At 65.9% G+C, this 19,767-nt stretch carries 20 protein-coding genes and 3 pseudogenes; 7 read left to right on the top strand and 16 right to left on the bottom strand.

Going from position 1 to position 19,767, the window contains the following annotated elements; genetic code table 11:
- Positions 1-26: 26 nt before the first annotated feature.
- The 6 genes from ACMGFE_RS19005 to ACMGFE_RS18980 form a co-directional block, all read right to left on the bottom strand.
- Positions 27-689, bottom strand: coding sequence for a hypothetical protein (locus tag ACMGFE_RS19005; RefSeq protein ID WP_436926835.1), 663 nt, complete (start codon positions 687-689; stop codon positions 27-29).
- 150 nt (positions 690-839) lie between these two features.
- Complete coding sequence (gene purQ, locus ACMGFE_RS19000) at positions 840-1,517, bottom strand: phosphoribosylformylglycinamidine synthase I (protein WP_436926833.1); 678 nt, start codon at positions 1,515-1,517, stop codon at positions 840-842.
- On the bottom strand, positions 1,514-1,765 hold the full coding sequence (gene purS / locus ACMGFE_RS18995) for a phosphoribosylformylglycinamidine synthase subunit PurS (RefSeq protein ID WP_436926832.1): 252 nt from the start codon (positions 1,763-1,765) through the stop codon (positions 1,514-1,516). Before purS ends, purQ begins: the two co-directional genes overlap by 4 nt.
- Positions 1,766-1,958: 193 nt before the next feature.
- Positions 1,959-2,177 (bottom strand): hypothetical protein, encoded by a 219-nt coding sequence (locus tag ACMGFE_RS18990; protein ID WP_436926831.1) that lies wholly within the window; start codon positions 2,175-2,177, stop codon positions 1,959-1,961.
- A gap of 144 nt (positions 2,178-2,321) precedes the next feature.
- Positions 2,322-2,714: a hypothetical protein gene (locus ACMGFE_RS18985; protein WP_436926830.1), complete on the bottom strand. Its 393-nt coding sequence runs from the start codon at positions 2,712-2,714 to the stop codon at positions 2,322-2,324.
- A 175-nt stretch (positions 2,715-2,889) separates the two neighbouring features.
- Complete coding sequence (locus ACMGFE_RS18980) at positions 2,890-4,194, bottom strand: RNA-guided endonuclease TnpB family protein (protein ID WP_436926829.1); 1,305 nt, start codon at positions 4,192-4,194, stop codon at positions 2,890-2,892.
- 29 nt (positions 4,195-4,223) lie between these two features.
- Here ACMGFE_RS18980 and tnpA (ACMGFE_RS18975) point away from each other — a divergent pair.
- Both tnpA (ACMGFE_RS18975) and ACMGFE_RS18970 read left to right on the top strand, forming a co-directional pair.
- Positions 4,224-4,636 (top strand): annotated as a pseudogene (gene tnpA / locus ACMGFE_RS18975) (IS200/IS605 family transposase).
- Between the two features lie 146 nt (positions 4,637-4,782).
- Positions 4,783-5,769 (top strand): formyltetrahydrofolate deformylase, encoded by a 987-nt coding sequence (locus tag ACMGFE_RS18970; protein ID WP_436926828.1) that lies wholly within the window; start codon positions 4,783-4,785, stop codon positions 5,767-5,769.
- A gap of 158 nt (positions 5,770-5,927) precedes the next feature.
- On the opposite strand, the pseudogene ACMGFE_RS18965 reads toward ACMGFE_RS18970, so the two are convergent.
- The 5 genes and pseudogenes from ACMGFE_RS18965 to ACMGFE_RS18945 all read right to left on the bottom strand — a co-directional run.
- Positions 5,928-6,170 (bottom strand): annotated as a pseudogene (locus ACMGFE_RS18965) (CHY zinc finger protein); the annotation flags it as partial.
- Positions 6,171-6,197: 27 nt separating this feature from the next.
- Complete coding sequence (locus ACMGFE_RS18960) at positions 6,198-7,472, bottom strand: RNA-guided endonuclease InsQ/TnpB family protein (RefSeq protein ID WP_436926827.1); 1,275 nt, start codon at positions 7,470-7,472, stop codon at positions 6,198-6,200.
- Entirely contained in the window at positions 7,469-7,900 is a 432-nt protein-coding gene (gene tnpA, locus ACMGFE_RS18955) for an IS200/IS605 family transposase (RefSeq protein WP_436926826.1), read from the bottom strand. Before tnpA (ACMGFE_RS18955) ends, ACMGFE_RS18960 begins: the two co-directional genes overlap by 4 nt.
- A gap of 131 nt (positions 7,901-8,031) precedes the next feature.
- Positions 8,032-8,199, bottom strand: a pseudogene (locus tag ACMGFE_RS18950) (CHY zinc finger protein); the annotation flags it as partial.
- Between the two features lie 18 nt (positions 8,200-8,217).
- Positions 8,218-9,270, bottom strand: a complete 1,053-nt coding sequence (locus ACMGFE_RS18945) for a phosphoribosylaminoimidazolesuccinocarboxamide synthase (RefSeq protein WP_436926824.1) — start codon at positions 9,268-9,270, stop codon at positions 8,218-8,220.
- A gap of 115 nt (positions 9,271-9,385) precedes the next feature.
- On the opposite strand from ACMGFE_RS18945, the gene ACMGFE_RS18940 reads away from it, so the two are divergent.
- The 4 genes from ACMGFE_RS18940 to ACMGFE_RS18925 all read left to right on the top strand — a co-directional run bounded on the left by ACMGFE_RS18940 (position 9,386) and on the right by ACMGFE_RS18925 (position 13,757).
- Entirely contained in the window at positions 9,386-10,420 is a 1,035-nt protein-coding gene (locus ACMGFE_RS18940) for a sodium:calcium antiporter (RefSeq protein ID WP_436926823.1), read from the top strand.
- A 73-nt stretch (positions 10,421-10,493) separates the two neighbouring features.
- Positions 10,494-11,897, top strand: coding sequence for a 7,8-didemethyl-8-hydroxy-5-deazariboflavin synthase subunit CofH (cofH, locus tag ACMGFE_RS18935; protein WP_436926821.1), 1,404 nt, complete (start codon positions 10,494-10,496; stop codon positions 11,895-11,897).
- 200 nt (positions 11,898-12,097) lie between these two features.
- A complete protein-coding gene (locus tag ACMGFE_RS18930) occupies positions 12,098-12,895 on the top strand; it encodes an MFS transporter (RefSeq protein WP_436926820.1) in 798 nt (265 codons plus the stop codon).
- A gap of 205 nt (positions 12,896-13,100) precedes the next feature.
- Entirely contained in the window at positions 13,101-13,757 is a 657-nt protein-coding gene (locus tag ACMGFE_RS18925; RefSeq protein ID WP_436926819.1) for a helix-turn-helix domain-containing protein, read from the top strand.
- A gap of 24 nt (positions 13,758-13,781) precedes the next feature.
- Here the strand turns inward: ACMGFE_RS18925 and ACMGFE_RS18920 are convergent, their stop codons facing one another.
- Entirely contained in the window at positions 13,782-14,342 is a 561-nt protein-coding gene (locus ACMGFE_RS18920; RefSeq protein WP_436926818.1) for a DUF8102 family protein, read from the bottom strand.
- 288 nt (positions 14,343-14,630) lie between these two features.
- Here ACMGFE_RS18920 and ACMGFE_RS18915 point away from each other — a divergent pair, with 288 nt between their 5' ends.
- Positions 14,631-15,512: a DNA polymerase sliding clamp gene (locus tag ACMGFE_RS18915; protein ID WP_436926817.1), complete on the top strand. Its 882-nt coding sequence runs from the start codon at positions 14,631-14,633 to the stop codon at positions 15,510-15,512.
- 21 nt (positions 15,513-15,533) lie between these two features.
- Here ACMGFE_RS18915 and cofG read toward each other — a convergent pair whose 3' ends face one another.
- The 4 genes from cofG to ACMGFE_RS18895 all read right to left on the bottom strand — a co-directional run bounded on the left by cofG (position 15,534) and on the right by ACMGFE_RS18895 (position 19,618).
- Positions 15,534-16,682: a 7,8-didemethyl-8-hydroxy-5-deazariboflavin synthase subunit CofG gene (gene cofG, locus ACMGFE_RS18910; protein ID WP_436926816.1), complete on the bottom strand. Its 1,149-nt coding sequence runs from the start codon at positions 16,680-16,682 to the stop codon at positions 15,534-15,536.
- 364 nt (positions 16,683-17,046) lie between these two features.
- Positions 17,047-17,682 carry a 2-phospho-L-lactate guanylyltransferase gene (gene cofC / locus ACMGFE_RS18905; RefSeq protein WP_436926814.1) on the bottom strand — a complete coding sequence of 212 codons (636 nt, stop codon included), beginning with the start codon at positions 17,680-17,682 and terminating at the stop codon, positions 17,047-17,049.
- Positions 17,683-18,456, bottom strand: coding sequence for a hypothetical protein (locus ACMGFE_RS18900; RefSeq protein ID WP_436926813.1), 774 nt, complete (start codon positions 18,454-18,456; stop codon positions 17,683-17,685). It lies immediately after the preceding gene.
- A complete protein-coding gene (locus ACMGFE_RS18895; RefSeq protein WP_436926812.1) occupies positions 18,434-19,618 on the bottom strand; it encodes a tubulin/FtsZ family protein in 1,185 nt (394 codons plus the stop codon). Before ACMGFE_RS18895 ends, ACMGFE_RS18900 begins: the two co-directional genes overlap by 23 nt.
- Positions 19,619-19,767 lie beyond the last annotated feature (149 nt).

Below are 19,767 nucleotides of genomic sequence, written 5' to 3'. Positions count from 1 at the left end.
TTCGGTAGCTACACGGATTCGCAGCGTTATCGCTCCAGTTCGGTGAACTCGGTATTTCTGTTGACGACGACCTGGACTTCAGCTTTCTTGCTGTAGTAGTGGTCTTTCACGTTCTCGAATCGAAAGCGTGTGCCTTCTTCGAAGAAGGGATGGCTGACGCCGTCGTTCACGATGAAAGTGACCGGTTCCAGTACGCTGTCGTCCACGAGTTCCCCCCTGACATCCGGAGTCCCGTTTGTCTCCTTGTCGACGTAGTGGATCGAATCGACGACGGCATCGACGTCGACGTAGTCGCCCGTCCCACCGAAGTCGTAGAGGGCCCGGAGTTCGTTCGCAGACGCCGAGCGGTCGTCGGCGGGACTGTCGGCATTCCGATTTCCGTCGGAAGCGGTGGGTTTCGACTCCGAGTCAGTGTCGGTCCCAGTATCCAGTTGTCGCTCGGTGCCGGTCGCGTCCGCGGACGATTCAACGAAGAGAAAATGGGGTCTGTCACCGATGCCGCGGCGGAAATTTGTCACTGTGGCAGTGATCGTTTGCTCGTCGGTAGCGTCGTCGAGAGTGAGCCCACCGGCGATGACACACTTGGTCTGCCCGATATCGCCGGGCGACGCGACGAACCAGCTATCGTCGCGGCGCTCGATGGTTATCTCGCCGCGTTCGCCCGCGTCTGTGAACCACGCTCCGTCCATCGATAACCACTCTGACCGGTTTCCGATATAATCCTTTCCCAGAGAGTTTCCTTTCTGATAGAGCGCTGCTCTGCTCGCGAGAAAGATATCGCTCGCGACAGCACACGCTGCTCGAACGGACAGATAGCCGAAACAGAACGCAAGAGAACGTTATTCGCCGAACGCGCGCAGGACGCCCTGGCCGTCTGTGGAGCCGATGTCGGGCAGGGAGACGCGCTCGGGGTGGGGCATCAGGACGGCGACGGAGTCTCGCTCGCCGGTGACTCCCGCGATGCTGTGTTTCGAGCCGTTGGGGTTGGCCTCGGGGGAGACCTCGCCGTCCTCGTCGCAGTAGCGGAAGAGGACGCGGTCGTCGGCTTCGAGTTCGTCGAGGCGTTCGTCGTCGATCTCGTAGCGGCCCTCGCCGTGGGCGATGGGGAACTCGACGACCTCGCCCTCCTCGAAGTGGTCGGTCCAGGGAGTGTCGGCGTTCTCGACGCGGAGGTGGACGTGCTCGCACTGGAAGCGGGCGCTCTCGTTCGTGGTGAACGCGCCGGGGGTGAGCGACGACTCACAGCCGATCTGGGCGCCGTTACAGATGCCGAGGACCGGCGTCCCGGCGTCGGCGGCCTCGCGGACTTCGTCCATGATGGGCGAGCGAGCGGCCATGGCGCCAGCGCGGAGGTAGTCGCCGTAGGAGAAGCCACCGGGGAGGACGATGCCGGTGGCGTCGTCGGGGAGGCCGTCCTCGTGCCAGACGAGTTCGGCGTCGATGCCGAGGTGGGCGAGCGCCTGGACGGTGTCGCGGTCGCAGTTGCTCCCGCCGAACTGGATGACAGCGACAGTCATCGCTCCTCGACGGCGACCTCGTAGTCGTGGATGGTCGGGTTGGCGAGCAGCCGCTCGGCCATCTCGCCGGCGCGCTCGCGGGCGTCGTCGGCGCTCTCTGCGTCGAGGTCGACCTCGAACAGGTCGGCGGCTCGCAGGTCGTCGAGATCGAATCCGAGCCGTTCGAGCGCGCGTTCGGTCGTCTCCGCCTCGGGGTCGAGGACGCCGTGTTTGAGCCGGACCTCGACCGTCGCGGTGTAGGCCGTCATTGCGAGAAGAGCGGTCACCGGCGGGCAAAACGCTTGTCATCTACCCACGGCTAAAGCCGTGGGCTTGAGCGTGGGACTCCCCTTCTGCCGATAGAGTGCCGAAGGCGATGTAATCGCCGTTCAGGTTCACTGTCCCGCTCTTGAGGGCGAGATGACCGTCGCCCAACCCTGAGGGACGTTCGCCCTCGGAGAATCAGCGGAGCTCGTCGTGGGCCAGACAGAAGGCGCCGTTCGTCGCGCATCGCGGAGTTTTCAGCGGAACGCCGGCGTATGCGCAGATGTTCAGCTCGTCCAGGCAGTCGTTTCCTGCCAAGCGGTCGTCGGCGAGGGTGTCCTCGACGACCATCAGGTCGTCCCGAAGGATGGTGTGGGTACACATCGAGTTCTCGGGGGAGAGCGTCTCCCAGGCCACACCCGAGCAGGTCAGGAATCGCTCCTCGTGAGCATCGAGCACCGATGAACGCCGCGTTCACGCCGAAGTGCGCCCGTGCGATCGCCGTCAGCCAGTCGAACGTCTCGGCGGCCTCCGATCCGGGCAGATTGTAGTTTTCGAGTGTCACGAGGCGTTCGTCCTCCTCGGTCGGTAGCGGGTAGCCGACCTACGTCCGCTCGCCGACGACGTTGCCGACGAGACGGGCGTGCGAATCCCGCGCATCGGGCCTGTCCCGCGGCAGGTACTCGACGACGCCGCCGCGCCGCCGGGGTCGATCCGGGCCGGTGACGCGTCGGTGAACAGGACAACTGGCGTATCGGGCGTCATTTCACGGACCCCAGTGAGGACGTCCAACCCAGTCCCGTCCAGCAGATCATACTCCGTGACCACGCAGTCGACGCGATCTGCGTCGAGCGCGTCGCCCGCCTCGGAGACCGAAGGGGCTTCGACCACGGCGATATCACCGTCCGCGACGAGCGCATCGTAGTCGCGCTCGTCAGCGTCGACGGACAGCACAGTCAATTCACGTATAAACGTCTCTGTGGTCAGTAGTCGCTCCGCCCCGATAACTCTCGGCGTGCGCAATCCAGCGTTGATACTGACGGGCCAACGTGAGTGCGAACCCACGACGGTGGACGGGAAACCTGTAAACGACCGCGGGCACAGTGACCCGAGGCTTTTCTTGCTTCCCTCAGCCGTGCGCTAGCACTCCCTGCTCGGCAAGCGAGCGGGATGAGGTTGGGCGGCTTACGCGCCCCGACCCGGACAGACGCACCAAGCGAACCTGCGGCTGGGTTTTGTGAGTCCGGTAATTTGTGTTGGTACCGTCGAGTTTCGCCTTCTCGCGCCACGCGATGTTGACCGACGCATTCCGGTCGGCGTGATCCTGACGCAGACCGCACTCATCGTTGGTACACCGAAATCGTCGCCCCTGCCGATACCCGCGCTCACCACAGCAAGAACACGTTTGCGAGTTGTAGTAGGCATCCACCGTTTCCATTGGAATCTCTTGCCACGTCGTCTTATACGAGACGAACGTCTCAAACTTGTGGAACGGAAGTTTGTGCAGCCGTCGATTCATATATGACCCGTACTGCATCTCCTCGCGGATGCCTTCCATATCCTCGAACACGATCACCGGGTCAGGGAACTGGTCCGCAAACTCCACGACCGCTCGGGAGAGGCGGTGCAACACCCACTCGGTGAACCGCTCTTCCTCGTCACCGAGTTTCCGGTGGATAGTCGTCTTACCGTGTTCCTGACAGCGTTTGGTGATCGTGTGGTAGCGCTGGCGTTCCTGTTTGATTCGTCCGTAGTCGAGGACGAGTGTGCCCTTCGTCCGCAGTGTATCGCGGTCGAGAGCGGTGAGGGCGACGGTGCGCTCGTTGATGTCCACGCCGACCAAGGTGTCGGCCGTATCGGGTTCAGGCAGGTCGAACTCACGTGTAACCGTGACGTGTAGGTAGTACACGCCATCGCGGTACAGAAGTTCGGTCTGCCCTACATCCACCTCGTCCGACTCGATAACATCTCGGAGTTCAGCCATCGCATCCGGTTCACCGCGAAGATGACCCTTCACTTTCTTGTAGGGCTTCGGGCTGATACGGAACTGAATGCGATCTGTGTCGTCATCAACGGTGATGCGGTAGCCTTCTCCGTGCGCCATCACGAGCGGGTACGCACCAGATTTGTCCGTACTAGGTGGCGTCGGCTTGCTCCCGTCGGGGTCGTCCTGTTCGCGCCATCGGTCAAGAAGGGACTGATAGGAATCCCACGTTTGGAGGGCTTTCCCGACGACCGCACACTTGTTGTTGCGAAGGAAATCGTCGCGGTCTACTTCTTTCTGGATCTCGGTGCGGGCGTATCCGTCCTGTTTGAGGCGGATGGTTTGGTTGAAGATCTCGCGTGAGGCGAGGCGGGCGTCGTGAAGCCACGACCGATCACCAGACACAACGTGAAGTCGCATCTGGATCGTCTTCGTGGCTTCCTTACCCATAGCTTGATAAGCTGCCTATTTTATCAAGAATATTTTGGTTTCGCGAGGGAAAATATTGCAGTAACGCACACTTGGTTAGTTCTCTCAAGTATCATTTTGTGTGGCGTCCCAAGTACCGTCACGTTATCCTCGGCGTAGTGAAAGAGGTTGTGCGAAAGCTGTTTGCGGAAACTGCTGATCACTACGATCACGAAATCATCGCCTTGGAGAGCGCTGACGACCACGTCCACTTGTTCGTCCAGTCCGATCCGAAGTATAGTCCTGCGGATACTGCTCGATAATTCAACTAATATTCTTGGTAGCACTCGCTGGACAGTCGCCCGAGGATTTGGGGTCGTACTTCTGGGGTGGCGGGCTCTAGAAGGTCGGGTACTCCCTGGGAATGACCGGTGCGGTATCTGAGGAGGTGGTAGAGCGGTACATCGAGGAGACGGAACACTAGACCGAATGTTAGGCTTCACGCCCGACCCCGGTGGATCGGGCAGTTCTCCCTCGAAGGTTCTTTAGACCTAGCGGGCGTCAGCGATACCCGATGACTGTCCGTTCACGTACGCACTCGCCGGTACGGTACCGGTCGAGGTGGTCGCGATGACGCGCGAGTTGACCGAGATCGTCGTCGTCGGGAAGGACGACACGGGGCTCATCGCCGAGATCACCTCGATGCTCTTCGAGCGCAACATCAACATCGAAGACCTGGACCAGGCGGTCCGCGAGGGCGTCTTCCGCATGACCATGCGGGTCGACACCTCGGAGATGATCGTCAAGGAAGAGACCCTCCGTGAGAACCTCCACGACCTCGGCGACGAACTCGGCGTCGACGTGCAGGTGCGGTTCCCGGACGACCGGGAGACGCAGCAGATCGCCGTCCTCGTCACCAAGGAGTCCCACTGCCTGGAGGCGATCTTCGAGGCCTGGGCGAGCGGGAACCTGGGCGCCGACGTCGAGGTCGTCATCGGGAACCACTCCGACCTCGAACCGCTCGCCGAGAAGTACGACGTGCCGTTCCACGACATCGGCGACGAGAAGGGCACGCCCGACGAGGAGGAACTGCTCGACCTGCTGGCGGAGTACGACGCCGACCTCGTCGTGCTGGCCCGGTACATGCGCATCCTCAGCCCCGACGTCGTCTTCCGCTACGAGGACCGCATCATCAACGTCCACCCGTCGCTGCTGCCGGCGTTCCCGGGCGCGTCGGCGTACATGCAGGCCATCGAAGAGGGCGTCCGCATCGCCGGCGTCACCGCCCACTACGTGACGACCGACCTCGACCAGGGGCCGATCATCACCCAGCGGGCGTTCAACGTCCCCGACGACGCCACCGAGGAGGAGCTCCAGCAGATCGGCCAGCCGCTGGAGGCCGAAGCGCTGCTGGAGGCCATCGACTTGCACCTCAGCGACGAGGTGACGGTCCACCGCGGGCGGACGAGGCTCCGCGACCCGGAGGAGACCGACGCGCAGCTCGGCGCGCCCAAAGACCTCGAACAGGCCAACCCCGACCGACCGATCGACGGGCTCGGCGAGTACGTCGCCGACCAGGACGACGAGACCGAACCGGAAGCCGAAGCGGACGACTGACGCGTCGTCGGTCTGCCGAGGGGAGCCGCGTTTCTGGCGAACAGGCGACACAAGTAACTCACAGGGCGGCGTGTCGCGCTCCCGCGGACCGCTCTGCGGCGGCGTTCAGGTCACGCGATGGAGTGGCCTCGCTCTCGCATTTGAAGTTTCGTGAGCCGTCACTCCTCGACGGCGAAGTACCGATCGCGGTGGCGGCGACAGCCCGGGTTGAACGCAGCACCGCAGTCGGGACAGGCGTCGTCGCAGTCGAGGTACGTCCGCACGGAGAGCGTCGCGCCGCAGACGCCGCAGAGAACCGCCGGGTCGTCGAATGCCTCGCGAGGGACGCGCTCCGGTTCGTGGTCGGTCACCGCGTCGTGGCAGCGAAAGCAGGGGTATTGACATCCACCCCGCGCTAAAGCGCGAGGTTTCCTCCGCTGGGGGTTCGGCTACCGACCCACGGAGGCAACTTGCGGGTTTGTGCGCACTTCTTTGGGACGTTCGTGAGGGTGTGGTTTCCCCGACCACTCGTGGTCGTCCCACTCGAATCGCACGGGCCGTGCCATCGGCCTGACTTCGCAATCGCTGTATTCCCGAAGGAACGTCTCTGACGCCGTGAGGTCGGCGTGCCCCTCGAAACTACACGGACACGTCAGCGTCTCCCCGTGGCGAACCGTTTTCACGTGTCCGCCACACTCGGGACACGTCTGACTTGTCCACGCTTCCGACTCGGCTTCGAGGCTGATGCCGTACTCTTCGCAGACGCACGCGAGACGGTGGATGAACTGCTTGAACGCCCAGAAATTGTGCGTCTTCTCATTGACTCTGACCGACCAGTGCGTTTCCAGCACGTCGGTCAAGTCACCTACGTACACTGTCGCCACGCCCTCGTCGTACAACCGTTCAACGAGGTTGCGCGCCAGCGCGTTCTGTGCGTGGTCACGGTGCTTCGTGCGCTGTCGGTACAGTCGTCGAATCCGCTTCGAGGAGTAGCTCCCCTCTCGGAGTTTCGACTGTAGGCGGGCGATCTCGTCTGTCGTCTCGCGGAACCGTTCAAACAACTCCCGTCCGTCGTAGAGGTACTGGTTCCCAGTGGTCGTGGAACAGGCGACGAGGTTGTTCGCGCCAACGTCGAGGGCGGCTTCGTGGGAAGCCAGTGGTGAATCCAGTCGAGAATCAGGGACGGTGACTGGTTGGAAAGCCCTGAACGTGTCGCTCACCTCGTCGTATTTGAGTTCCAGACGACCCTGTTCGCCGACCCATTTCGGGTTGCCTCGGAGTTCGAGGCGGAGTCGTTCGTGGTAGCCGAGTCCGTATTCGTCTTTCAGTGCTTGCCCGACGGGGATTTCGAGACGGCTTCGCTTGCCCCACTGAATCGTGTACTGGTTGCATCGGATGTAGGTGCGGAGTTCGCGTCCGTCCTCCTCGTTGCCCCAGTACGACGGTGGGTTAGCGTACTTGCCCTTCTCTTTCAGCGCGAAGAACGACCGCCACGCTTCGCCGTTCTTGCGCGTGACCTGTTGAACAGTCGCGCTTCCGACGACACCATTGTAGCGCCCTCGGTACTCGGAGGTGTCCCACACGTCGCCGTCACCGAAGTAGTTCTGACGGCGTTCGTAGGTGAGTTCATTCCACAGCGAGGCGGAGGCGTCGAGGAGCCGTCGGAGGCACTCTTTGTCGGTCTCGGTCTGTGGAACCACCTCGAAGGTGTTGACGCGCTTCATTCGTCGCCCCCTTCTTGTTCAGCGATGTACTGTTCGATAGCGCCCTTTGAGGAACTTCCCGCCGTCCCGACATAGTACGAACGCGTCCACTTCACGTGGTCGTCGTAGCGATTGTTGTACTTCCGCGCCGAGATGCCCTTGACCCAGTTGACGATAAGCGAAGGGGCGTTCTTCGGCGGACTCCCGATGAACAGGTGTACGTGGTCGGACATGACCTCGCACTCGGCAAGTTCGAGGCCCTTGTCCTCACAGATTTCATCGAAGATGGTTTCGAGACGTTCCTTCGTCTTCCCCGTCAGGTGCGAACGACGATACTGAGCGGAACCCTGTTCCGCGAGGTCAGCGGGACCTTCGGTTCCGCCCGACTTCGGGACGAACACTATGTGGTAATAGAGTTCGTATTTCGCATGACGGGTACTCTTTACCATCTACGCATACTATCACGGTTCGACGTCTTCAAGGTTGCGTTGGAACCCCGTCTGCACATCGTCAGCGGTTGAATACTGTTGGTCGGCTTCATCCCCGCCCTGAAGCGCGAGGCTTTCGCCACGAATTTTCCGTAACAGTCGCAGCAGGGAAATCGGAGCGCGACCACGTCGACTGGCGAATCGTAGTGCGCACAGCGGGTCTCGGAACCGACGGCGGCGCCGCGAAGCGGGACGGGAAACCGGCCGTCCGTCTCGGGCGGCGCGGTCGTTCGCCGATCGGTTTCCGGTCCGTTCGTCATCGGTCAGGCGACGGGCGGTCAGAGGTCGCGGACCGCGTCGACCGCGGCGTCGAGCGAGGGTGTGTCGAAGGCGTCGCGGCCGACGTAGGCGTTGGTGCCGGCGCAGTAGAGGTCGCGAGCGGTCTGAATAACGTGGTCGGCGAGCGGTTCGGGCTCGTGGTCGCACAGCGACTTCCAGTCGGCGACGCCGCGCTCGTCGGCTTCGGCCTTGGCGGCGGAGACGGCCTCGACCCACTCGGGCTGGGTGCGCTTGTGGTACTGGCGGACGACTTCCTTGGAGACCTGCTGGCCGTCGTAGGAGAAGCGGTTCTCGTCGAACGTTCCCACGACGTCGCCGACGCGGATCTCGCCCTCGTAGTAGAGACACTCGATCTTCCCGTCCTCGTGCGTGAGACCGACGTCCGCGGCGCGCTCGGTGACGAGCCGGTTGACCTCGCGCGCGACGGCCGCGAGGTCGTCCACGTCGGCGACGCCGGCGATCCGGTCGGCCTCGTCGCGGCCGAGGTAGCGGTCCTGTTCCTCGTACTTCGTCGAGAATTCGACGATAGGGTCGTCGAGGTCGACCACCTCGTCGGGCCACTCCGAGAAGTCGAGGCCGTGGTCGGCGGGGTCGGTGCGCGTACGGAGCGAGGAGCCGACGCCGACGCGGTTGCGAAAGACGATCTCCAGCGGGACGAGGTAATTCTCGCCCGCTTGTTCGTGGTAGGCGGCGTAGTCGTAGCCGCTCGGGTCGTCGGCGTCGTCGCCCGCGAAGGGCAGGTCGGGCACCTGTGTGAGTTCGATGACCATCTCGCGGGGCGCGTCGCCGGCGTCTAACGCTTCGTCGAGGGAGACCGCGCCGTCGGTCGCGTCGGTGGCGACTCCCTCGTAGTGGGTCGGGACGCCCTCGCGTTCGAGGAGTTCGAAGTTGAACGCGCCCATGGTACAGAGGGAGGCGCCCTTGTCGGGGATCTCGTCGGGCATCTTCCCCCAGTCGAACACCGAGTAGTCGTCGGTGAAGACGAACGCCCCGCGGCCGAGTTCGTCGGCCGTGGCGGCCCGCTCCACCCGGAACTCCTTCACAGAGGTCATTAGCGGAGTCTCGCTCCCCCGCGCCAAAGACGTTTCTCACTCGCGGCGACGGACGGGTTCCACGCCGGCGTCTCCGCCCAAACACCTACTTGCCAGCCCCGTGCACGTCGGACCGATGGTCGAATCCATCGGGCTCGCAGTCGGCATCATCGTGGTAACGACGGGTGCGGTCTGGCTGGGCAGTTCCTGGCTGGAATCCGCCAGCGAGGACCTCTCGGCCTACTACGGGCTCCCACAGGTCGTCCAGGGATCGGTCGTCGCCGCCGTCGGGTCGAGTTTCCCGGAGCTAGCGACGGTCGTCTTCTCGGCGCTGGTCACGGGGTCGCTGGGCCTCGGCGCCGGCGCCATCGTCGGCTCGGCGATCTTCAACGTCCTCGTCATCCCCGCGATCGCGGGCATCTCCACCGAGGAGGACATCGAGGCCAACCGGACGCTCGTCTACAAGGAGGCGCAGTTCTACATGCTCGCCGTCTCCGTGCTCGTGATCACCTTCGCGATGGCCGTGATCTACTATCCCGACGCGAGCGCCGACCACATCGCGGGCGAGATGAACCGGTCGCTGGCGATGATCCCGCTCGCCCTCTACGGCCTCTACCTGTTCATCCAGGTCCAGGACACCGCCGACCACGTGGCCGACCCCGAAGCGGGCGAAGGCGTAGACCCGCGCCGCCAGTGGGGATACCTGCTAGCCGGCCTGCTCGTCATCCTCGTCGCCGTCCACCAGCTCGTCGACGCGGTCGAGGCGATCGGGCTGGCCTTCGGCATCGACGAGTTCATCATGGGCGTCACAGTCGCCGCCGGCGCGACGAGCCTGCCGGACGCGCTGGTGAGCGTCCGGGCCGCGCGCGACGACCGCGGCGTCGCCTCGCTGGCGAACGTCCTCGGCTCGAACACGTTCGACCTGCTCGTCGCCATCCCGGTGGGTGTCCTCATCGTGGGCGTGTGGACGTTCAACTTCGCGCTCGCCATCCCGATGTTCGCCGTCCTCACGCTCGCGACGATCCTCCTCTTTACCGTCCTCCGGACGGACCTGGCCCTCTCGACGGCCGAATCGGCCGCGCTGCTGGCCGCGTACCTCCTCTTCGTCGCCTGGGTCGTCCTCGACACGCTCACGTCGGTCGTCTCCGTCCTGCCGGACGTCGGCGGCTAATCGCCGTCTCAGACGGCGGGCGCTCCGGCCGGTTCCCGGCCGTTTATCACACTGGACGCTGTGAGAGCGACCAATGACAGACGCCGCCGACCCGCGGGCCAACGTGCCGCGGGGGGAGTTCGGGTTCGACCACGTCCCCGAGACCGACCAGTCGTTCGAGAACGCGCTGGCGAAGGCGCGCGCCGGCGAGCGACTGACGGTCGCCGACGGCGTCGAACTGCTGACGACCGGGACCGAGAACGAGGGAATCGACACCGGACGCAAGGAACTCGTCCTCGAAGCGGCCGACCGCCGCCGCGAGGAAGTGGTCGGCGACGAGGTGACCTTCGTCGCCAACCTCAACAACAACGTCACGACCGCCTGCAACACGGGCTGTCTGTTCTGCAACTTCAAGGACCGCTCCGAGCAGTTCCGTTCCGCGAACGACGAGAGCCACGGCGGGTTCACCAAGCGCCCCCACGAGTCCCGCGATATCGTCCGCAGGGCCGTCGAGCGCGGCATCTACGAGGTCACGTCCGTCTCCGGACTCCACCCGGCGTTCGCCCTCGACGAGGAACACCGCGAGATCCTGGAGGCGAGTGACCGCGGCGACCTGAACTACCGGCCGCCGGAGGAGTACGACGTGGACCCGGGCACCTACTGCGAGCAGATCGAGGCGATGAGCGTCGACGGCGTCCACGTCCACTCGATGACGCCAGAGGAGGCCTACCACGGCCGCCGCGGCACCGACTGGTCCTACGAGGAGGTGTACGGTCGGCTGCAGGAGGCCGGTCTCGACTCGGTGCCCGGCACGGCCGCCGAGATCCTCGTCGACGAGGTGCGCGACGTCATCTGTCCGGGCAAGATCGGGACCGACGAGTGGCTCGAAGCGATGGAGGCCGCCGCGAACGTGGGACTCGACGTCACCTCGACGATCATGTACGGCCACGTCGACAACGAGATGCACCGCGTCATGCACCTGGAGCGCATCCGCGAGTTGCAGGAGAAGACGGATGCGATTACCGAGTTCGTCCCGCTCTCGTTCGTCCACCAGAACACGCCGCTCCACGAGGAGGGGATGGTCGAGGCCGGCGCCACGACCCACGAGGACGAACTGCTGATCGCCGTCTCCAGACTGTTCCTCGACAACGTCGACCACGTCCAGTCGTCGTGGGTGAAGTACGGCGATGAGCAGGGGCTGAAGATGCTCTCCTGCGGCGCCGACGACTTCATGGGCACCATCCTCAGCGAGGAGATCACCAAGCGCGCGGGCGGCGAGTTCGGCGAGGTGCGCTCGTTCGACGAGTACGTCGAGATGATCGACGCCATCGGCCGCGTCCCCGTCGAGCGATCGACTGACTACCGCCAGCGGCGGCCCATCGACCCCGACGACGCCCCCCACGGCCCCGAACTGGGTCCGAAGGCCGACGGGACGCCGCTGGTCGACCCCGACTGGCTCGGCGAGGCGGCGAGTGATCCGACCAGCGCCGACGATTGACGCGTGGCCGAGCGGAGCGAGGTCGACTAGTGAGGGACCTTCGGTCCCTCATACATGCGAACGGGCGGCTTCGCCGCCCGTGAGCAGACGAAGGGAGACCTCGATGTGAGCGGCGCGAAGCGCCGTGAGCCGCGAGGTGCGAACGGAGTGAGCGCCTCGGTCCGACGGTTCTATCCGTTCGTCCGTCTAACACGTCAGCGATGGCCGAAACCCTCCGCGAGGCCCTCCGGGAGCGACTCGGATTCTGGGCCGCCCTCCAGTGGGCCGGTGTGCTGGCGTTCCTCTGGTACGTACTCGGTCCCTCCCCCGCGCAGTTTATCACGACGCTCGTCTCCCTCGCAATTTTCGGACTGACGGAACTCGTCACCGACGTGTACGACGTCCGCCAGTCCGTCAGGAACGGCGGAATCGGGGTCTACGCCCTCGTCGGGGGGGTCGCGATGGCCCTGTTCGACGACGGGACCCTGTGGCTCCCGGTCGCGTTCGTCCTCGTTGGGCTCTGGTTCGTCGCCGACGCCGTCCAGACGGTCCGCCACGAGGGCGCGACCGAGACGGAGCGGACGGGTCGCGAGGTGTATCACGACTACGTCGCGCGACGGGTCCACGAGACCGTCGAAGAGCGACCTCACACGCGGCGTGAGCTCTCCGAAGTGCTGGAGGCCGACGACGACGCCGTCGACGCCGCCGTCGAGCGACTCGAATCCCGCGGGGTCGTCGTCCGCGAAGGCAGTTCCATCCGCGCGGCCGAGTCGGAGGACCCCGGTGTCGTCGGCCGCCTTCGCGAACGGAGCGGCGGGTTCGTTCGTCGGCTGGCCCGGCCGCTCACGCTCGAACTGAGCAAGCCAGACGACGACGAATCGCCACCTGCAGCGACTGAACGCGACCGCGACCGACGTGTCGACTCCGTAGGGAACCGCTCCGAGGTGGTCGCCAACACGGACGTAGAGAGCGACGGGCGGGACGAGGGGCAGGAACGGGAGCGCGAACCGACGGGCTAGCGAGTGGAGCGCGAACGTCAGCGAGGGCGACGGACCGGGAGAGGGGGTGAGATTCAGGGCGGACACGGGACGAGCGCCCGGGTCCGTCGCGTCCGTGCCCGTCCAGCACCTCTCCATTACGACGCTCGCCGGGTATGTCTGTTGCCAGTTATACGAGGCGGGTTTATACAATGGCGTTATCAGTCGGGCGCCCGTTCGCTCGCGTATGCGCTACGTGACGGTTCGGGCGACGCCCGCCGAGGAGGACGCTTTCCACCCGCTAGACGCTGCGGTGGCCGACGAGCCGGCGATCACGCCGGGGCCGATGCACCAGCTCGAACTGATCGACGGCGAGACCGGTGTCTCGTTGTCGGAGGTCCGGGCGGGCATCGACCGCTACAGTGAGATCCTCGCCGACTCGCCGCACGTGATCGAGTACACGACGACGGGGCCCGACCGCGGATTCGTCTACACGCACTTCGAACTCGACGACCTCACGCGCCGACTCATGCGCTATGGACGTAGTTCGGACCCGATGGTCGAGATGCCGATAGAGCCCGCCGCCGAGGGCGGCGTGGTCGTCACGCTCGTCGGCGAGGAGCGGGCGTTCACCGACGCCTTCGACGAGATCCCCGAGGGAGTGACGATCGAAGTGGTCGAGACCGGTTCGTACGAGCCGGGCGTCCGCCAGCTGTTCGGGCGACTGACCGCCCGCCAGCGGGAAGTGCTGGCGACCGCGGTACGGGCAGGCTACTACGACGCGCCCCGGCGGGCGACCCACGCCGACCTCGCCGAACGACTCGACGTCTCGCCCGCCACCGTCGGGGAACACCTGCGGAAGATCGAGTCGCGCGTCTTCTCGGGGTTCGTCGCCGGAGAGTGACGAGGGTCGTGGCGCCCGCGTCGATCAAAAACTGGTCATCTTCGCCTGGACCCAGTCGTCGTCCGCCTCGTCGGTCTCGACGTCGGTCGCGTAGCGGTCGAGTAGCCGGTCGAGGCTCACGTCGTCGGCCTCGCGGAGGTACGAGAGTTCCGAGAGCGTCAGTGACCCCGTCCGCCTGAGCTTCCGGGTGAGGCTGTCGGGGTCGAGCGGTTCGCGCCGGACCTCGAACTCGACGGCCGCGGCCACGTTGCGGTCGGCCTCCGCGCGGCTGACGCCCTCTTCGAGGAGGCTCCCGAAGTCGAGCCCCGCCTCCTCAGCGCCCCGATACAGCAGCGAGAGCGTCCCGATGAGCGCGCGGACGGCCTCGGGGTCACCGCCGACGTGCTTCCCGAAGACGAGTTCGCGGTCGCGCTCCGAGAGCGCGTCCGCGAGGAGATCGGCGTCGTAGAGCCCCGCCAGCACGCGGTCGCGGATCCGCGCCCGGGCGTTGCGCTCGCTCTGGTCGCTCTCGAAGGCCGTCTCGCCCCGCAGGTACGCCCGGTCCGCGGGCGAGAGGATCCCCCGCGGTCGATCGTCCCCTATCATACTCTGTTTTGGATTATATCCTCGCACTATATAAGTTATTATACCCGGAATCGGGGTACGATTCACGGAAGCGGCACAACGTTTAACCGGGTTCTGTGGGAACGACGAGACACGGTTCCGGGCGGCGAGCGCAGTCGCTCGGGAAGCATCGACGGCGCGGCCGGACTCCCTGGCAGGTGTCGCCGGCCGCGCACAGCGCGGGGCAGCGAAGCGCCGCCCGGTCGTCGGTTCGGCCACGGGCCGGATAACGCTTCTCCCCCGGCACGCACGCGACTCACGACCACACGCATGACCCCTCGACAGCGACAGGACAGCGACGACACCGGCGAACAGAGCGACGAACCGACCGACGAACGGCCGAGCGGATCGACCGACGAGCACACATCTGCGACCGACGACGGGCCAGCCCGCTCGCTCGACGTCAGCGTCGACGCCGCGGCCCTGGCCACCGCGCTGGACGGCGCGATGGCCGTCGCGAGCGAGTGTCGGATGACCTTCGACGACGGTCTCGTCTTCCGCGCGCGCGACCCCGCGGACGTGGCGATGGCCGAACTACGACTCGACGGCGACGCGTTCGACAGGTACACCGCGGACGGAGAGACGTTCGGCGTGGCCCTCGACCGACTCCGCGACGCCGTCGCGATGGCCGACGGCGAGGGAATCGAACTCGCGCTCGGCGAGAGCGGTCGCTTCGACGTGAACGCGGGTGCCGTCGAGTACGCCTTCGCGCCGCTTTCGGCCGAGTCCGTCAGACGAGTCGAGTGGATCGACGCCGGGTCGGTCGACGCGAGTGCGGTGATAGCCGCGGCGGATCTGCGCCGGTCGGTCCGGGCAGCGGCTCTCGTCGCGGACCACGCGGAGGTCACCGTCGATCCGGACGAGCGCCTGCTCGCGGTCGCGGCCAGCGGCGACACCGACGACGTGCGCCTCGAATTCGACGACGACGACCTCGAAGCGCTCGACCCCGGCCCCGCCGGCGCCGACCCGGTCGAGTCGCTGTACTCGGTCGACTACCTCCGGGACATCGTCGGTGCGATCCCCGACGGCGTGCCTGTGAGCGTCGAGTTCGTGGGGGGCGGCGAGGGCGGCTGTCCGCTCTCGCTCGAACATCCCATCGCGGACGGCGACGGAACGGGGCGGTGGCTCCTCGCGCCGCGTATCAGGCGGTAGAACGGGGAGACAGCGAGCGGCTCAGTCCGCCGCCGCGCCCGAGAGCACGGACCGGTAGCGCTGGCCGGCGTCGTCGGCGCCGGCGATGGCTTCCTCGATCTGTGCGGAGACCCAGCGGTCGGCGTCTGTCGGCGGGGAGGCGGGTTCGACGTTCGGACTCCGGAGGTGAGCGGGCAGGAACCGTTCGTAGACCGGCAGTCGCTCGCCGAGCGGAACGCCAGCGTAGTCGGCGACGTCCTCGAGTTCCCGGAGCGCCGGCCACTTGTAGTCGGGGTTGACGTGGTCGTCGGTGACCGGCGACACGCCGCCCAGATCGTCGACGCCGCAGTCCAGCACGTCGCGGACGGGAGCGAGGTTGGGCGGGACCTGCACCGAGACCTCCTCTGGCAGGGCGTAGCGGGCCATCGCCACGGTCCGCCGGAGCGTCTCGACGCCCGGCGAACCGTTCGTCCAGCGCTCGTTCTCGCGGACGGGCTGGACGATGACCTCCTGGACGTGGTCGTACCGGTCGTGTAACTCGCGGATGGCCAGCAGGCTCTCAGCGCGGTCCTCCCAGTCCTCGCCGATACCGACGAGGATGCCCGTCGTGAACGGGACGCCGAGTTGCCCCGCGGTGCGGATGGTGTTGAGTCGCTGGCCGGGGTTCTTCGCTCGCGGGCCGCCGTGGGCCTGCACCTCGGCGGTGGTTTCGAGCATGACGCCCATGCTCGCGTTCACGTCGGCGACGGTCGCCATCTGCTCGCGCGTCTGGTCGCCGGGATTGGCGTGAGGGAGCAGCCCCTCGTCGAGGGTGATCTCGCAGACCTCGCGGAGGTAGGTGTGGATGGAGTCGTGGCCCCACTCGTCGAGCTGGTCGTGGACCGCGGTGTAGCGGTCGTCGGGGTCGTCGCCGAAGGTGAACAGCGCCTCCGTGCAGCCGGCGTCGGCGCCCGTCTGGACCACGTCGCGGACCTCCTCGGGCGACATGAGCGTCGCCTGGCCGGGCGGGTCGTAGTAGGTGCAGTAGGTACAGGTGTACCGACACGCGGTCGTCAGCGGGACGAACACGTTGCGGGCGAACGTCAGCTCGTCGGCCGGGTCGACGTCGTCGGGGCCGACTGCGAGCAGGCGCTCGATGGCCTCCTGAGAGGGGCTAACGTCCACGTCGTACTCGTCCGCGCCGGGTATCACAGTCGCCCGTGCACGTTCGACGGACAAAGTGTTGACGTTCCCGGCGACGAGGCACAGCGGGTTCGGAGAGCCGAGGGGGCCAGACGGGGTCCCGCGGACGCGGTCGGAGTCCGACGGCGGACAAACGGGGTGAACAATGGACGGCCGGCGACGGACCCGGCGCGTCGCCGGCCGCGGAACGGCGGACCGCACGTGCCCCCGCGGCCCGCGGACGACGAAGCGACTGGGAGCAGGGTGGGGGGCCAGCTCGGTACAGTCCGGGCGCGGCACGAGACGCGACCCAGCGGCACGGGACCGGCCCGTGCGTGTGGATCACAGGCTCGCCCGGTGAAAACCGTTGTCCGAATTTCGTTCTGAATCGGCCCTAATTCCGTTCGACATCGACGCGACCCTCGGCGACCGCGAGGTCGAACCCCGCGTCGTCGAGCCACGAGCGGGCCGCCCCCTCGCCGTGGAGCAGGACCTCGACCAGGTCCGCCGGTTCGTCGACGTCCGTCGAGAGGCGGAAGGAGTCGACGACCGCGAGGTCTGCGCCGATCTCGCGGGCCGTCTCGCGGTGGTCCCGGAAGGAGGCGCCGTGATAGTCGACGGCGAAGTCGGGGTCGCGTGCGACGAGCGCGTTCGTCCCGCCGCCGCGGCCCGGTGCGAGCACCACGTCCGCGTCGGGCGCGAACAGCCGTTCGAGCGCGTCGGGCGTCGCCAGCGCGAGGTCGGCCATGACGACCGCGGTCGGCGGGTCGTCGGCGCTGTCGGGGAGTTGCGCGTTCACGGCCGCGGTGAGCGGACGGTCGTCGACGGTCACCGGTGCGTCGCAGTCGACGGGCGCCGTCGCGAGGACGAGCAGGTCGAGCGAGTCGCGACGCTCACGGTCGAGCGCGGACAGCGCGTCGAGTACGTCGTCGAGCATCGTCCGCGCGAATTCGGCCCGCTCGGCCTCGCTGAGAACGGGCGCGAGGCGAGTCTTGGGCCGCTCGGGTGCGAACGGAACGACGACGCGCATCTACTGGAGCTTCGTGGGTTGGTCCTGGTTGGAGCGCCAGTAGTAGACGCCGCCGACGACGACGAGCAGGACGAGCAGCGCGCCGACGCCCATCAGGATGGTCTGCGTCCGCTGGGCGGACTGCTGGGCCTGTTCGGCCTGGCTCTGGGCGTCACCGGCCAGCGACTGGGCGTTCTCGAAGTTGCTGTTCTCGTAGGCGGAGATCGCCTGGTTCAGGTCGTTCTCTGCGTCGCTGTTGCCGCCGGACTCGTTGATGGCGGCCGCAGCGTCGTCGATGGCCGTCCGCGCGTCGCGACTGTCGTTCGTGTAGTGGTGGACCTGCGTCGCGTTCAGGCCGCTCGTCGAGCTACCCTCCACGGCGTCGAAGTCGTAGAGCGTGTACGTCTCGGGCGGTTCGTACGTGTAGTTCTCGACGGCCGGCGTGTCGCCGGTGAGCTCGACTTCGACCGTGTCGCCGCCGTTACTGGCGTTCAGTTCCTGTTCGAAGGACTGCTCGCCGAAGTTGTACTGCTCGACCCGCTCGCCCTGTTGCAGGACGGTGATCGTCCAGCTGACGTTCTCCAGTTCCGTGCTCCCCTGGAGCGTCCACTGGTCGTTCATGTCGACGAACGGGTCTTCGATGGTCACCGTCGTCGTCACCGTCTCGCCGACCCGAGAGTCCTCGGGGACCTCGCCGGCCTGGACGGAGATAGCTCCGGCTGTCCCGGCCGCCGCCAGCGAGAGGGCGAGCAATACGACCAACGCAGCGCTCTTAGAAGAGCGGGTCCAACTCATCTTCGTCATCTTCCACCAACTCCTCTAAGTTATCTTCGCTTTGCTGCCGGATGTCGTCGATGTTGTCCTGTGCCTCGATGGCGACCTGCTGGAGTTCCTTGATCCGCGGAACGTTGTGGACGCCCGACAGCAGGATGGACGCGGCGACGTTGTTCTCGCGAACCGGGTAGTCGCCGCCGCGGACCTCCATGGAACCGGTCTGCTCTTCGAGCCACTTGCGGCCGCGCTCGATGCCTTTCCGGTTGAGGTGGTTCGACGGACCGCTCATCACGAGCAGCGCGCGCTCGGCGCCGTCGATTTCGCAGGGGAGCGTCAGGCGACCCAGGGCCGCCTTCCGGACGAGCGACGTGATCCGGTTGGTCGTGTTGGCGGTCTCCATCCCGCCGTCGTCGATGCCGTCGTCGTCCCCCTTGAAGCGAGAGAGTAGACCGCCGGAGTCGTTCTCCTCGACTCGCTCTGCGGCGTACCCGACCGTCGAGACGCCGCCGCCCGAGAGCGTGTTGATGATCTCCGAGGAGTCGACGACGCTCTCGGCGACCTCGTCGCCGGAGCCGACCTCGCCGGCACCGAAGAGGACGCCGAAGCGTCGGACGATCTCGTCGTTAATCTCCTCGTACCCGCTCTCCATCGACTCGCCCGACTTGCGCCAGGCGTCGTTGTCGAACACGAGCAGGTTGTCGACCTCGCGGACGAACGTCTGGAACGAGCGCGCGGCGTTGAGGGTGTAGATACCGCCCTCGTCGCCGCCGGGCAAGACCCCCAGTCCGTACACGGGTTCGGTGTAGATGCGCTTGAGGTGCTTCGCCAGCACCGGCGAACCGCCCGAGCCGGTCCCGCCGCCCAGTCCGGCCACGATCATGAACGCGTCGATCTCGTGGACCGGGATGTTGTCGATCGCCCCCTGGACCTCGTCGATGTCTTCCTCGGCGATCTCCGCGCCGAGCTCGTTGTCGGCGCCCACGCCGTGACCTTTCACGCGCGCTTGGCCGATCAGTACTCGATTCTCCTCCGGGATTCGTTCTAGCCCGAGCAGGTCCGCCTTGGCAGTGTTGACCGCGACCGCAGAGCGGACGATACCGCTCTGCGTAGCCTCGTCGTATTCGAGGAACTTGTCAACGATCTTCCCGCCGGCCTGCCCGAAGCCGATCATCGCCAATTTCATAGCTGCCGTTACCGTTGAGAAATAAACAGTCCCATCGCGACTATAAGCTTTTTGCCCGGCTATCGAACGTGATGCTGTCAATACACGAATCGGTTTTTTCGAAATCGCACGACTGCGGGCCGGTAAGCAGTGCTTTCCCCGTCCGAACG

This window comes from Halosimplex amylolyticum (assembly GCF_051414035.1).
Lineage (GTDB): Archaea > Halobacteriota > Halobacteria > Halobacteriales > Haloarculaceae > Halosimplex > Halosimplex amylolyticum.
Note: the sequence above shows the minus strand (reverse complement) of the source record. Positions and strands in the feature narration are given on the sequence as shown.